This is a genomic window from Agrobacterium sp. MCAB5, assembly GCF_052114365.1.
Taxonomy (GTDB): domain Bacteria; phylum Pseudomonadota; class Alphaproteobacteria; order Rhizobiales; family Rhizobiaceae; genus Agrobacterium; species Agrobacterium tumefaciens.
The window spans coordinates 371,551-384,666 of record NZ_JBFREP010000001.1 but is presented as its reverse complement, the minus strand read 5'-3'; the positions used below and the strand labels follow the sequence as shown (position 1 = coordinate 384,666).

Sequence of the window (13,116 nt, the reverse complement as noted above, 5' to 3'; positions counted from 1 at the left end):
ATCGGACAGTTCTTATCGGGTGTCAAGCACCCGACAGGATCATTACTCCGCGCGGAAATGCTTGGAGAGCTTCAGGCCCTGCGCCTGATAGTTGGAGCCAAGGCCGCTACCGTAGAGGCCATCAGGTTTTTGCAACATGTGCTCGTAAACCAGCCGGCCGACGATCTGGCCGTGTTCGAGGATGAAGGGCACCTCGTGGCTGCGCACCTCGAGAACGGCGCGGCTGCCCGTGCCGCCCGCCTGCGCATGGCCGAAGCCTGGATCGAAGAAGCCCGCATAATGCACGCGGAACTCGCCCACCAAGGGATCGAAGGGTGTCATTTCGGCCGCATAAAGTGGCGGTACATGCACCGCTTCACGCGAAACGAGAATATAGAACTCATCCGGATCGAGGATCAGTTCGGCACGGCCGCGGGCGTATAGAGGTTCCCAGAAATCGAGAACATCGTGCTGAGCCTTTTTGTCGACATCTACCACCGCTGTGTGATGCTTGCCGCGATAGCCGATCAGCCCTTTTTCGCCAAAACCCTTAAGGTCGATGGAAAGCGCGATGCCGCCGCCGGTCACATTAGGGGTTTCGCTGGCGACCAGCATCTCCGTCTCGTGCAATTTCAGAAGCTCGGCTTCGTTGAGCAACGAGTGGCCGATGCGGAAACGGATTTGCGAGAGGCGCGAGCCACGGCGCACGACGACCGGGAAGGTGCGCGGGCTGATTTCCAGATATAGCGGGCCGGCATAGCCCGCAGGTATCTTGTCGAATTCCTGCGCATTGTCGGTCATGACGCGGGTGAAGATATCAAGACGCCCCGTCGAGCTTTTCGGATTGGCCGAAGCCGACATATCCGCCGGCAGCTCGAGGCTCTCCATCAAGGGCACGATGTAGACGCAACCGGTTTCCAGCACCGCCCCCTCGCTCAGATCGACCTCGTGCAGGCTGAAGCGGTTGAGCTTGTCGATGACTCGGGTTCCGGGGCCGGGCATGAAACTGGCGCGCACGCGATAGGCTTTGGAGCCCAGTCGCAGATCGAGGCTGGCGGGTTGCACCTGATCGACATCGAGATCAGCCTCGCTTCTCAGCTTGCCGCCCGCAAACAGCGCCCTGATCGCGCCATCCGCCAAAATGCCCGTGGTTCTGGTCATGATCATCATTCCTTTTTACGGCGACAAAACCAAAAGGAAAGCATTGACGCAAGCCGGTAACGGCAGTATGGCAAGCTTATCCCGTGGTGATTTGGCCGGTCGGCTTGCAGCCACGTTAAACAAGTGGCTAAAAAGACCGGGTGCTAGGAACCGGTCTGCTTTTGCGACCGGTTTTTTTGTTTTGAGGTGATCACATGAGCAATAAATGGCGCCCGGCAACCCAGCTCGTTCACGGTGGTACGCTACGCTCACCCTATGGTGAAACGTCGGAAGCGATCTATCTGACCCAGGGTTTCGTTTACGAAAACTCCGAAGCCGCCGAAGCGCGCTTCAAGGGCGAAACGGATGGCTTCATCTATGCCCGCTATGCAAGCCCGACCAATGACATGTTCGAAAAGCGCATGTGCCTGCTGGAAGGTGCGGAAGACGCCCGTGCGCTTGCCTCCGGCATGGCCGCCGTGACAGCCGCCATCATGTGCCAGCTGCGTGCCGGCGATCACATCGTTGCTGCCCGCGCGCTTTTTGGCTCCTGCCGTTGGGTGGTAGAAACGCTTGCACCCAAATACGGCATCGAGTGCACGCTGATCGACGGACGCGATCTCAACAATTGGGAAAAGGCGATCCAGCCGAACACCAAGCTGTTTTTCCTCGAAAGCCCGACCAACCCGACGCTCGAAGTGGTGGATATTGCCGGCGTGGCGAAGCTCGCCAACCAGATCGGCGCGAAAGTGGTTGTCGACAATGTTTTCGCCACACCGCTTTTCCAGAAGCCACTCGAACTCGGCGCCCATATCGTCGTTTATTCGGCGACGAAGCATATTGACGGTCAGGGCCGTTGCCTTGGCGGCGTGATCCTTTCCGACAAGAAGTGGATCGAGGAAGAGCTGCAGGACTATTTCCGCCACACCGGCCCAGCCATGTCGCCGTTCAATGCCTGGACGCTGCTGAAGGGCATCGAAACCCTGCCGCTGCGTGTCAAGCAGCAGACGGCCAATGCCTCGAAGATCGCCGATTTCCTCGCCGACAGCGGCAAGGTTGCCAAAGTGATCTATCCGGGTCGCGCCGACCATCCGCAGGCAGACATCATCGCGCGGCAGATGTCGGGCGGCTCGACGCTCGTGGCTTTCGAACTGAAGGGCGGCAAGGAAGCGGCATTCGCACTGCAGAACGCGCTTGATATCGTGAAGATTTCCAACAATCTCGGCGATGCCAAGAGCCTCATTACCCACCCTGGCACCACGACGCACAAGAACCTGACCGACGAGGCGCGTGCCGAACTGGGTATTTCCGGCGGGACCTTGCGTCTTTCCTGCGGTATCGAAGATACGGACGATCTGCTGGAAGATCTGGCGAAGGGTCTTGCGGCCGTTTCAGTTTAAGGATTCAATCGACATATCGCCATGGCCCGACTTCCCGTCGGGCCATGGCACACATCCCGCCTGGGTGAAAGCCCGCGTCTGGCAACCAATATTTACCTTTACCGTTATCCCTAACGGTGAAAAAACGGCGCAACAGAAGATGCGCGTGGTCGTCAAGTCATTCATTTTCTTGACGATAGCCAGAACCTGTAGTGTAGGATGATGGCAGCAGGGAAAATATCGAGGTGTGGCGCGTATGTATCGTGCTCTGACAAGGGATATCGAGGTAACGGTCGATCCGTATTATCTCGAGGAGCAGTCCGACCCGGATGACGATCGTTATGTCTGGGGCTATAAAGTCGTGATCTCGAACAATTCCGATGTTCCGATAACACTCGTCAACCGCTATTGGCACATCACCGACCAGAACGGACAGGTGGATGAGGTCTACGGGCCGGGTGTCGTCGGCGAAAAACCGCATCTGAACCCCGGCGACAGTTACGAATATTCATCCGGCTGCCCGCTGGATACGCCGTCAGGCCTTATGTTTGGCCATTACGAAATGGAAACGGACAAAGGCGAGGTGTTCAACGTCACCATCCCCGCCTTTTCACTGGATTCACCCGGCCTGTTGCGGGTGCTGAACTGACAAAAAAGCCGCGCCATTCACAAGCGCGGCTCTCCTCGTCAGACGTTTTCAAACTCGCTGACATCGTAGCGATAGGTCGTGGAGCAGAACTCGCACGTCACGGCAATCGCACCGTCTTCCTCACTCGCCTTGATCTCTTCGGCGGTGAAACCGGACAGCACACCCTTGATCTTGTCCCGTGAACAGCTGCAACGGTCGAAAATGACCTGCGGATCGTAGATGCGCACGCCGCTCTCGTGGAAAAGCCTGTAAAGCAGACGCTCCACTGGCACCTGCGGATCGGTCAGCTCGTCGGTATCCACCGTATTCAGCAGCGACACTGCCTCTGTCCAGGCATCGTCCTCCGCCACTTCATAATCGCCCTCGTCGCCGTCACCGCCATGGAGATCGCGCATGCGCAAACGCTCGGGCGCCTGCGGCAGGAACTGGGCAATCACGCCGCCTGCACGCCAGCTATGGCGCGGCTTGCCTTCGCCGTCACGGTCGAAGAACTGGGCAACGCCGAGGCGCACGCGGGTGGGAAGCTGTTCCGACTGACGGAAATAAACCCCGGCGATTTCTTCCAGCGAAGAACCGTCCAGCGGCACGATGCCCTGATAAGGCTGCATGCCGACGCCCTGATCGATGGTGAAGGCCAGAATGCCGGTTCCGAGCAGTTGTTCGGGCGAGGTTTGCCCCGCAGCAACAGCTTCCGCCAGCCGCTCCTCATCGAAACGGGCATAAGCGCGCATGCTCTCGGGCGCGGTGAAATCCGCCACCAGAAGGTCAACCGGGCCGTCGCCCTTCGTCTGCACAGTCAGCTTGCCGGAAAATTTCAGGGATGTGCCGATCAGCGCCGTCAGAACCGTTGCTTCCGCGAGCAGGCGGGCGACAATCTCGGGATATTCGTGACGTTCGAGGATGGCATTCAACAGCGGCCCGACCTGTACGGCGCGACCGCGCACGTCCAGACCTTCGACCTGAAAGGGCACAACCTTGTCGTCGCCAGCTAAATCGAGATTGTCCAGTTCAACCGTTACATCTGCCATGTCATAACTCCTTGGCGCAGCCGTTGCGCCGCTACCGTCCAAAAGTCCGGCTTTTAAAATGTACTTTTTCAGCTTGTCGCACAGAGATCCGGGAAGCGAAACCGCCTCCGGGGAAAATCGTGCAAATCGTGAGGTGGCCCGCCAGCGAAAAGCCGACGAGCGTCTTCGAAGCCCCACAGATGGGAATGTGCATCGCCGAGTTCAAGCACCCGGCCGATAGCGGTCAGATGACGCCCATGCACCATGCGATAATGGACTTCTGTGCATGGAGCCGGTTTTCCGCCTCGTCGAAGACCACCGATTGCGGCCCGTCGATCACTGCATCCGTTACTTCCTCGCCGCGATGCGCCGGCAGGCAGTGCATGAACAGCGCTTCCTTGTTGGCCTTCGCCATCAGCGCTTCATTGACCTGATAAGGCTGGAAGATATTGTGGCCGCGCGCCTTGTGTTCCTGGTTCATGGACACCCAGGTATCGGTGACGACGCAATCAGCGCCCGCCACTGCCTTGTCGGCATCGTGGTACAGCGAGATTTCGCCGCCATTGTTGCGTGCCCAGTTCAGGAACTTGTCGTGCGGTTCGGAACCCATCGGTACAGCCATCGCCATACGGTAACCGAAACGGGCGGAGCCTTCCACGAACGAATGCAGCACATTATTGCCGTCACCCGTCCAGGCAATGGTCTTGCCCTTGACCGGGCCGCGATGTTCCTCGAACGTCAATATATCCGCCATGATCTGGCAGGGATGCGTGTCGTCCGTCAGGCCATTGATAACAGGCACGGTTGCGTGTTCGGCAAGCTCGAGCAGACGCGAGTGATCCGTGGTGCGGATCATGATGGCATCGACATAGCGCGACAGCACCTTGGCCGTATCGCCAATCGTTTCCGCGCGGCCCAGCTGCATTTCCGTGCCCGACAGGAACAGGGTCTCACCGCCGAGCTGGCGCATGCCGACATCGAAGGAGACGCGGGTGCGTGTGGACGGTTTTTCGAAAATCATTGCCAGCATCTTGCCAGCAAGCGGCTTTTCCGCCGTGCCGGTTTTGGTAGCAATCTTGCGCGTGCGCGCATCATCAAGAATTGTCCGCAGATCCTCCGACCCGACGGCCGAGAGGTCCAGAAAATGTTTTGGTGAACCCATTCTAATCTGTCCCATGCTTGCGAGCCCCTGAAGAGAGGCCCGCTCTTGATTTTTTCAGGCGCTTTTTGCCTGTTTCGCAACCGTCAGGGAGGCGGCAGCCGCGTCGATACGTGCAAGACCCTCACGGGCCTCTTCCGCCGTGGTGACGAGCGGCGGCAGAAGACGGATGACATTGTCGCCCGCAGGCACGCCAAGCAGATGCTCTGCGCGCATGGCCTGCAACAATTCGCCCGAAGGAATCTTCGCCTTGATGCCCAGAAGCAGACCTTCGCCGCGAATTTCCTCGATCACGTCAGGATAACGGTCCTTGAGCGAGGCCAGACCCTGCCGGAAGACCAGCGCGACGTCACGGACCTTCTCGAGAAAACCTTCGGAGAGAACGACGTCAAGCACGGCATTGCCGACTGCCATGGCCAGCGGGTTGCCGCCGTAGGTGGTGCCATGTACGCCCGCCGTCATGCCGGAAGCGGCATCTGCCGTGGCAAGGCATGCGCCGAGCGGGAAACCGCCACCGATACCCTTGGCGACCGCCATGATATCGGGCGCAACACCGGTATGTTCATAAGCAAACAGCTTGCCTGTGCGGCCGACACCCGTCTGGACCTCATCGAAAATCAGCAGCAGGCCGTGCTCGTCGCACAATCCGCGCAGGATTTGCAGGAATTCCTTGCTGGGCGAGCGAATGCCGCCCTCGCCCTGGATGGGCTCGATCAGAAGTGCTGCACTCTCAGCCGTGATGACGGCCTTGAGGGCATCGACATCACCGAACGGAACCTGATCGAAACCTTCGACCTTGGGACCGAAACCTTCGAGGTATTTCTGCTGGCCACCCGCGGCGATCGTCGCCAGTGTACGGCCATGGAAAGCGCCTTCGAAGGACACGATGCGGAACTTCTCCGGATGGCCCTTGGTATAGTGATAACGGCGGGCGGTCTTGATGGCGCATTCCAGGGCTTCCGCGCCTGAATTTGTGAAGAATACCTTGTCCGCGAAAGTCGCTTCCGTCAGGCGCCTGGCGAGTTTTTCCTGTCCCGGCACTTCATAAAGGTTCGAGACGTGCCAGACCTTCTCGGCCTGCGTCTTGATCGCATCAACGAGGTGAGGATGGGCGTGGCCCAGCGAGTTGACAGCGACACCGGCCGCAAAATCCAGATATCGCTCGCCGCTTTCCGTGAACAGCCATACACCCTCACCGCGCTCGAAGCGCAGGGGGGCTCTTGAAAACGTATCAAACAATGGCGCGCCGGCTTCGGCCATGGCTGTATCACTCCTTGCGCAGATGCGCTGTCAAACTGTTGTCAATAGGCTTGCGGGGTTATCCCTCGCCTGAAAATCAAAATGCCGCCTTGCGGCGGCAGGGGCACTATTGTCACTTCGTTTGCCGATGTCAACAAAAGTCAGCGTTTCCCGGGCTTCTCGAGCACTAGTATGCGGCGGCGGGCCAGCCCCAAGGTGTTGCCTTTCAGACTCAATACGCCAGCAAGTTGGGGAAAACCGGAAAATCGATTCCAGATGATTCCCGCGACTCTTGCCACGGAGTCGGGCTGGCACTAGGTTAATCGCTAATTACTAGACTGCATTGCGGCGGAACTAGTCACCGAAAATCAGGCGGAAACCACGCTTGCGGCATGCGCGCGAGACGGAGAGGGATTCTGCCGAAAATACACGCGACAAGCGGAGAAGCGGCATGAACTGGACAGACGAACGAGTCGAAAAGCTCAAGAAATTGTGGTCCGAGGGCCTTAGCGCCAGCCAGATTGCAGCGCAGCTGGGCGGCGTCAGCCGTAATGCCGTGATCGGCAAGGTCCATCGTCTCAATCTGCCGGGACGCGTCAAGGCTGGCGGTCCAGTGACTTCGGCACGCTCCGCGCCGAAGCGCACAGCTGCCCCTGCCCCGCGCGCGACGACTTTCGCAGGTCGCGTCAACGCGGCACCGGCGCGTATCCTCACCCGTTCGAACGCTGCAACGGCGCTGCACGAGGAGATCGATATCGAGACCGCGCAGGTGCTCGATTACGTTCCTTCCAAGAACGTTGTCACGCCGATTTCCCGTCGCCTGACGCTGACGGAACTGACCGAGCGCACCTGCAAATGGCCGGTTGGCGATCCGCTGAAGGACGACTTCCATTTCTGCGGTTGTGAAGCGCTGGAATCTTCGCCCTATTGCAAGTTCCATGCGAAACTCGCCTACCAGCCGGTGAGCGAGCGCCGCAAGGCTTGAGTGTTGCGGCACGCATTCAGCACTCAAAAATTACGGGCCTTCGGGCCCGTTTTTTTATGACAAAAATAAAGCCGCTTTCTGGGCGGCTTGATGGCAGGCCTCACCCTTTCCCCTTACTATCGGGCGTGACCCTTCAATCCGGATTTCAACGCGCCGCCGATCTCTTCCGGTCAAAACGGACAATGGCATCGAGTTTGGCGGATATTCATATTGAAAAAGCCCGAAATCGTTTCAGATTTCGGGCTTCCTGATTTTTTGGTGCACTACTTCGCCAGCGAAACTATCTGGTTCCGCATCGCTCAGGCTTCCATCGAATATCCCGCACCACGCACCGTGCGGATGACATCCTGCATGTGCGAGAAATTCAGGGCCTTGCGCAGACGTCCGACATGCACATCGACAGTACGCTCGTCGACATAGATATCATGACCCCAGACGCCATCCAGCAATTGCGAGCGGGAAAACACCCGACCCGGCGACGTCATCAGGAATTCCAGCAAGCGGAATTCCGTCGGGCCGAGGCGCACTTCGCGGCTTTTGCGGTGAACGCGATGGGTCTCGCGATCCAGTTCGATATCGCCGCATTTGAGCACCGACGACAGAACCTCCGGACGGGCCCGGCGCAACATGGCCTTGACCCGGGCCATGAGTTCCGGCGTCGAGAACGGCTTGACGACATAATCGTCAGCGCCCGTAGCGAGACCGCGAACCCGTTCGCTCTCTTCGCCACGCGCCGTCAGCATGATGATGGGCAGGCGTTCTGTTTCCGGCCGCATTCTCAAGCGCCGGCACAGTTCGATACCGGAGACACCGGGCAACATCCAGTCCAGGATGAGAAGATCCGGAATGCGCTCCTGCAGCCTGATTTCCGCCTCATCGCCACGGGGTATCGTGTCGACGTCGTATCCCTCAGCCTCGAGATTGTAACGAAGCAGGACGCTCAGCGCTTCCTCGTCTTCCACAACTGCAATCTTGGGCACCATATGCTGAACTCCGCAAGCTTCTGCTTGTCTGTTACTCGGTCACCGAACCAAGCGTGTTGGAACTGTCGTCCTTCGGACGCTCGCCCTCCGGCTGGCTGCCGGTGGTCATGTAATAGATCGTCTCTGCGATATTGGTCGCATGATCGCCGATACGCTCGATGTTCTTGGCGCAGAACAGAAGATGCGTGCAGGTGGTGATGTTGCGCGGGTCTTCCATCATGTAGGTCAGAAGCTCCCGGAAGAGCGACGTGTACATGGCATCGATTTCCTCGTCGCGTTCACGGATCGCATTGGCCTTTTCGGCGGAACGCGTGGAATAGACGTCGAGGACTTCCTTGAGCTGCACCAGCGCCAGGTCGGACAGATGCTCGATGCCGCGGGCGAGCTTGCGCGGAACGCCGGTGCCGGCGACAGCGATAACGCGCTTGGCCGTGTTCTTGCCAAGATCGCCGACGCGTTCGAGATCGGCGGCGATACGCAGGGTGCCGATGATCTCGCGAAGGTCTGCCGCCATCGGCTGACGCTTGGCGATGGTTACAATCGCCTTGTCGCCAATTTCGCGCTCAGCATGGTCGAGAATGGTATCGTCCGAAATGACTTTCTGCGCGAGCGCAGCATCAGAATTGACGAGTGCGCGCACGGCGTCACCGCACATCTGCTCGGCAAGACCGCCCATTTCGGCGATGCGGCGCGTCAGAAACTTCAGTTCGTCGTCATAGGCAGACAGGATATGCGAATGGGTCGTTGTCTGTGTCATGGTCTATTCCTCCGGCTTGGCCTGCATGCGCGTGCCCAACAGCGGGGCACGGCAGAGGCACCAGTCTTGTACGGTTACGATAAAGCACCGGCCGGGGATCAGCCGAAGCGGCCCATGATGTAGTCCTGCGTGCGCTGGTCGTCCGGATTGGTGAACATCTTGTCGGTTTCGTTTTCTTCGACAAGGTGACCAAGATGGAACATGGCCGTACGCTGGGAAACGCGCGCCGCCTGCTGCATGGAGTGCGTGACGATGACGATGGTGTAGTTGGTGCGCAGTTCGTGGATCAGTTCCTCGACCTTCGCAGTCGCGATCGGATCCAGCGCCGAGCACGGCTCGTCCATCAGGATCACTTCCGGGCTGACGGCAACCGCGCGTGCGATGCACAGACGCTGCTGCTGGCCACCGGAAAGGCCCGTGCCGGATTCCAGCAAACGATCCTTCACCTCGTTCCAGAGACCCGCTTTCTGCAAGCTATGCTCGACGATCTGGTCCATATCCGCCTTGTTGCGGGCGAGACCGTGGATACGCGGGCCGTAGGCGATGTTCTCATAAATCGTCTTCGGAAACGGGTTCGGCTTCTGGAACACCATGCCGACGCGGGCACGCAGTTCCACGACGTCGATCTGCTGATCGTAGATATCGTCGGTATCGAGCGTGATCTTGCCGGTGACCCGGCAACCGTCGATCGTGTCGTTCATGCGGTTCAAGGTGCGCAGGAAAGTGGATTTACCGCAACCGGACGGGCCGATAAGTGCAGTCACCGTGTTTTCGCGGACATTGAGGTTCACGTCGTAAAGCGCGCGCTTTTCGCCGTAATAAACCGAAACATCCTTGCCGATCATCTTGTATGAGACTTCATTCATTTTCTTGTCCAGCGCCTTTTCAACTGCTGCTTCCGACAACATGTTCATTGCTCTAGCTCCCTCTACCAGCGCCGCTCAAAGCGGCGACGCAACAGGATTGCGCCAACATTCATGAGAATGAGGAACAGAAGCAGGATGATGATAGCGCCAGATGTCCGTTCGACAAAGGCACGCTCAGCTTCGTTCGCCCACATGTAAATCTGCACCGGCAGGGCCGTGGACGGATCCATAGGCGTTGTCGGATAGTTCGCGACGAATGCCACCATGCCGATCAGAAGCAGCGGCGCCGTTTCGCCCAGTGCGTGGGCGAGACCGATGATGGTGCCGGTCAGAATGCCAGGCATTGCCAGCGGCAGGACGTGATGGAAAATCGTCTGCATCTTGGAAGCGCCAAGACCGAGTGCGGCGGCGCGGATCGACGGCGGCACGGCCTTCAATGCAGCGCGGGTGGCGATGATGATCGTCGGCAGGGTCATCAGCGTCAGGACGAGGCCGCCGACCAGCGAGGCCGAGCGTGGAAAGCCCATGAAGTTGATGAAGACGGAGAGACCGAGCAGACCGTAAACAATGGAGGGAACAGCCGCCAGATTGTTGATGTTGACCTCGATAAGGTCCGTCAACCGGTTCTTGGGGGCAAATTCCTCCAGATAGATGGAGGCCGCAACACCGATCGGCAGCGACAGCACCAGCACGATCAGCATCATGTAGAACGAGCCGATCAGCGCAACGCCAACACCCGCGGCTTCCGGACGGCTCGAAGCGCCGTTGACGAAGATGCCGGTATTGAAATGCTTGCCAAGCTGTCCGCTTTCCACGAGCTGGTTCATCCAGCCGAGCTGCTGGTTCGAGATACGGCGGTTTGCTTCATCCCCCGACATGTCGACCTGGCCCTTGAAGGCGCTGTCGACATCGCCCGACGCCAGAAGCGTGACGCTGCGCGTGGTGCCGATGACGGACGGATCGGCGACGACGATATCACGCAGCTGGGTGCGTACGCTGTCGGAGATCATGACGTTGACGGCGCGAAGACCGGCCTTATCCGTCGGCGCGACGCCGAGAACCTTTGCCACCGCATCACGGGCGAGGACGGGGTAGTTGGCCGTCATCAGCTTTGCCGGATTGGTTGCGCGCTCGTTCTTTGGATCGATGATCAGTTCGGAAAACTCGACCGGAACGGTGATCATCGTCTGCTGGAAGGCGGTGTGACCCTTGGATACGACCGACCAGAGCAGCAGAAAGAGGAAGATGAGGCCGAACGAGATTGCTGCCAATCCATAGGCGCGGAAGCGGCGTTCAGCAGCATAGCGACGCTTGATGCCGATATCACGGCGCGTGGCCTTGTTCACGGCGGCAGCACCGGCCGCCGGGGAAACGATGTCGGTCATTCATATTGCTCCCGGTATTTGCGCACGATGTAAAGCGCGTAGATATTCAGGCAAAGCGTGATTGCAAAAAGAGTTATGCCCAGCGCGAAGGCCACCAGCGTTTGCGGCGAGGTAAACTCAAGGTCACCCGTCAGCTGGCTGACAATCTTGACCGTCACTGTTGTCATGGGTTCGAAGGGGTTGAGCTGCAGGCGGGCAGCGACGCCAGCCGCAAGAACCACGATCATGGTCTCGCCGATCGCACGCGACGCCGTCATCAGCACGGCGCCGACGATGCCGGGAAGAGCGGCGGGAAGGATGACCTTCTTGATGGTTTCAGAGCGCGTGGCGCCGAGACCGAGAGAGCCATCGCGCAGCGAACGCGGCACGGCGGTGATGATGTCGTCAGACAGCGACGAAACATAAGGGATCAGCATGATGCCCATGACGAAGCCGGCGGTGATGACGCTCTGCGCCTGGATGAAGTTGGCGTAGTTGCCTGTCGCAAGACCGCTGATCTGCGTGGAAATATCTCGCAGGAAAGGACCAACGGTCGTCAGCGCGAAGAAGCCGTAGACGATTGTCGGGATGCCCGCGAGCACCTCGAGCAGCGGCTTTACAATCGAGCGAAGGCGCGGCGTCGCATATTCCGACATATAGATCGCCGAAAACAGCCCGACCGGAACGGCGACCAGCATGGCGACGAAACCGATATAGAGCGTGCCGGCGAGCAGCGGGATAAGGCCGAACTGGCCGGAAGAGTCGGTCGCACCGGCAGCGGCAAAACGCGGATCCCATACCGTTCCGAAGAAGAACTGGTGCGCCGGAACCATGGTGAAGAACTGGATTGCTTCCGAAAGCATCGAAAGGACGATGCCGATGGTCGTCAGGATGGCGATGGACGACGCGACGACCAGAGCCGCGAGAATGACCCGCTCCACCCTGTTGCGCGCCCGAAAACGCGGCGCGATTGAGCGCAGTGCATAAGCGGCACCGGCGAATGCGGCCAGCAGCACGGTGGCGATCATGCCCAGGCGGCTGGTGGAGGTCATCGCATTCAGCGTCTGGGCGGCATCGACCATGAAACGCTGGGGTTCGCCGGCAATTGCCACGCCCTTCGATGCCAGAAGCGATCTTACCGCAGCCGTATCCGCATCAACCTTTGCGGTTTCTTCCGGCGTCAGACGCTGAAGACCGCGGGCGATGGACGTTACCATGCCATAGGTCAGGCTCTGCTGCGCTTCGGATTGGGAGCGCACATCTTCGGGAAATTCGCCACGCACCGCAGAGGTAACGATCAGCGGGCTGATAACAAGCCAGATACAGAGAATGAGCGCTGCAGGCAGCACCGCCCAGACGACAGCGTAGGAACCGTGATAACCGGCACGGGAATGCATGCTGGAGGGACGCCCACCAGACAAAGCAACGGCGCGGCGGCTGCCGAGCAGATAACTGCCGATGCCGATCAACACCAGTATCAGCAAAAGGATCGATGTGTTCATTAGAGTTCCCTCGTCGTGCCTCAAGAGCACGGTGCGATATCGGGCAAATCAAAAAGTCATCAAAACGAGACCGCTGGACCATCCAGAGATGCTTGCCGCCTGACTGT

Annotated in this window: 12 protein-coding genes and 1 riboswitch; of the genes, 3 read left to right on the top strand and 9 right to left on the bottom strand. The window is 59.0% G+C overall.

Annotated features, from left to right (window positions below; translation table 11 throughout):
• Nucleotides 1-42: 42 nt before the first annotated feature.
• Nucleotides 43-1,140: a 2'-deoxycytidine 5'-triphosphate deaminase gene (locus AB4Z23_RS01885; RefSeq protein WP_065659892.1), complete on the bottom strand. Its 1,098-nt coding sequence runs from the start codon at nt 1,138-1,140 to the stop codon at nt 43-45.
• Between the two features lie 73 nt (nt 1,141-1,213).
• Nucleotides 1,214-1,292: riboswitch (SAM riboswitch) on the top strand.
• 42 nt (nt 1,293-1,334) lie between these two features.
• Here AB4Z23_RS01885 and AB4Z23_RS01880 point away from each other — a divergent pair.
• Together AB4Z23_RS01880 and apaG are read left to right on the top strand one after the other, a co-directional pair.
• Nucleotides 1,335-2,519 (top strand): O-succinylhomoserine sulfhydrylase, encoded by a 1,185-nt coding sequence (locus AB4Z23_RS01880; protein WP_003514934.1) that lies wholly within the window; start codon nt 1,335-1,337, stop codon nt 2,517-2,519.
• Nucleotides 2,520-2,754: 235 nt separating this feature from the next.
• Entirely contained in the window at nt 2,755-3,147 is a 393-nt protein-coding gene (apaG, locus tag AB4Z23_RS01875) for a Co2+/Mg2+ efflux protein ApaG (protein WP_003514932.1), read from the top strand.
• Nucleotides 3,148-3,185: 38 nt separating this feature from the next.
• On the opposite strand, the gene AB4Z23_RS01870 is transcribed toward apaG, so the two are convergent.
• From AB4Z23_RS01870 to AB4Z23_RS01860, 3 genes are all read right to left on the bottom strand, one after another.
• Complete coding sequence (locus AB4Z23_RS01870) at nt 3,186-4,175, bottom strand: Hsp33 family molecular chaperone (protein ID WP_003514930.1); 990 nt, start codon at nt 4,173-4,175, stop codon at nt 3,186-3,188.
• A 223-nt stretch (nt 4,176-4,398) separates the two neighbouring features.
• Nucleotides 4,399-5,316: an ornithine carbamoyltransferase gene (argF, locus tag AB4Z23_RS01865; RefSeq protein WP_003514928.1), complete on the bottom strand. Its 918-nt coding sequence runs from the start codon at nt 5,314-5,316 to the stop codon at nt 4,399-4,401.
• Between the two features lie 54 nt (nt 5,317-5,370).
• Complete coding sequence (locus AB4Z23_RS01860) at nt 5,371-6,573, bottom strand: aspartate aminotransferase family protein (RefSeq protein WP_441359974.1); 1,203 nt, start codon at nt 6,571-6,573, stop codon at nt 5,371-5,373.
• Nucleotides 6,574-7,003: 430 nt separating this feature from the next.
• On the opposite strand from AB4Z23_RS01860, the gene AB4Z23_RS01855 reads away from it, so the two are divergent.
• Nucleotides 7,004-7,537 carry a GcrA family cell cycle regulator gene (locus AB4Z23_RS01855; RefSeq protein WP_003514924.1) on the top strand — a complete coding sequence of 178 codons (534 nt, stop codon included), beginning with the start codon at nt 7,004-7,006 and terminating at the stop codon, nt 7,535-7,537.
• A 299-nt stretch (nt 7,538-7,836) separates the two neighbouring features.
• Here AB4Z23_RS01855 and phoB read toward each other — a convergent pair whose 3' ends face one another.
• The 5 genes from phoB to pstC all read right to left on the bottom strand — a co-directional run bounded on the left by phoB (nt 7,837) and on the right by pstC (nt 13,009).
• Entirely contained in the window at nt 7,837-8,520 is a 684-nt protein-coding gene (gene phoB / locus AB4Z23_RS01850) for a phosphate regulon transcriptional regulator PhoB (RefSeq protein WP_003493692.1), read from the bottom strand.
• 31 nt (nt 8,521-8,551) lie between these two features.
• Nucleotides 8,552-9,277 carry a phosphate signaling complex protein PhoU gene (gene phoU / locus AB4Z23_RS01845; protein WP_003514921.1) on the bottom strand — a complete coding sequence of 242 codons (726 nt, stop codon included), beginning with the start codon at nt 9,275-9,277 and terminating at the stop codon, nt 8,552-8,554.
• A gap of 98 nt (nt 9,278-9,375) precedes the next feature.
• The gene (pstB, locus tag AB4Z23_RS01840; RefSeq protein WP_003514913.1) at nt 9,376-10,191 is read right to left on the bottom strand and encodes a phosphate ABC transporter ATP-binding protein PstB; all 816 of its coding nucleotides are present in this window, start codon (nt 10,189-10,191) and stop codon (nt 9,376-9,378) included.
• Nucleotides 10,192-10,205: 14 nt separating this feature from the next.
• Nucleotides 10,206-11,528, bottom strand: a complete 1,323-nt coding sequence (gene pstA, locus AB4Z23_RS01835; protein ID WP_003514911.1) for a phosphate ABC transporter permease PstA — start codon at nt 11,526-11,528, stop codon at nt 10,206-10,208.
• On the bottom strand, nt 11,525-13,009 hold the full coding sequence (gene pstC, locus AB4Z23_RS01830; protein ID WP_003514909.1) for a phosphate ABC transporter permease subunit PstC: 1,485 nt from the start codon (nt 13,007-13,009) through the stop codon (nt 11,525-11,527). The genes pstA and pstC overlap by 4 nt, the downstream gene beginning before the upstream one ends.
• Nucleotides 13,010-13,116: the final 107 nt, after the last annotated feature.

What these genes read in the sequence shown, in the direction of transcription:
- AB4Z23_RS01885 (WP_065659892.1), bottom strand. Translation starts at nt 1,140, where the DNA reads ATGACCAGAACCACGGGCATTTTGGCGGATGGCGCGATCAGGGCGCTG.
- AB4Z23_RS01880 (WP_003514934.1), top strand. Translation starts at nt 1,335, where the DNA reads ATGAGCAATAAATGGCGCCCGGCAACCCAGCTCGTTCACGGTGGTACG.
- apaG (WP_003514932.1), top strand. Translation starts at nt 2,755, where the DNA reads ATGTATCGTGCTCTGACAAGGGATATCGAGGTAACGGTCGATCCGTAT.
- AB4Z23_RS01870 (WP_003514930.1), bottom strand. Translation starts at nt 4,175, where the DNA reads ATGGCAGATGTAACGGTTGAACTGGACAATCTCGATTTAGCTGGCGAC.
- argF (WP_003514928.1), bottom strand. Translation starts at nt 5,316, where the DNA reads ATGGGTTCACCAAAACATTTTCTGGACCTCTCGGCCGTCGGGTCGGAG.
- AB4Z23_RS01860 (WP_441359974.1), bottom strand. Translation starts at nt 6,573, where the DNA reads ATGGCCGAAGCCGGCGCGCCATTGTTTGATACGTTTTCAAGAGCCCCC.
- AB4Z23_RS01855 (WP_003514924.1), top strand. Translation starts at nt 7,004, where the DNA reads ATGAACTGGACAGACGAACGAGTCGAAAAGCTCAAGAAATTGTGGTCC.
- phoB (WP_003493692.1), bottom strand. Translation starts at nt 8,520, where the DNA reads ATGGTGCCCAAGATTGCAGTTGTGGAAGACGAGGAAGCGCTGAGCGTC.
- phoU (WP_003514921.1), bottom strand. Translation starts at nt 9,277, where the DNA reads ATGACACAGACAACGACCCATTCGCATATCCTGTCTGCCTATGACGAC.
- pstB (WP_003514913.1), bottom strand. Translation starts at nt 10,191, where the DNA reads ATGAACATGTTGTCGGAAGCAGCAGTTGAAAAGGCGCTGGACAAGAAA.
- pstA (WP_003514911.1), bottom strand. Translation starts at nt 11,528, where the DNA reads ATGACCGACATCGTTTCCCCGGCGGCCGGTGCTGCCGCCGTGAACAAG.
- pstC (WP_003514909.1), bottom strand. Translation starts at nt 13,009, where the DNA reads ATGAACACATCGATCCTTTTGCTGATACTGGTGTTGATCGGCATCGGC.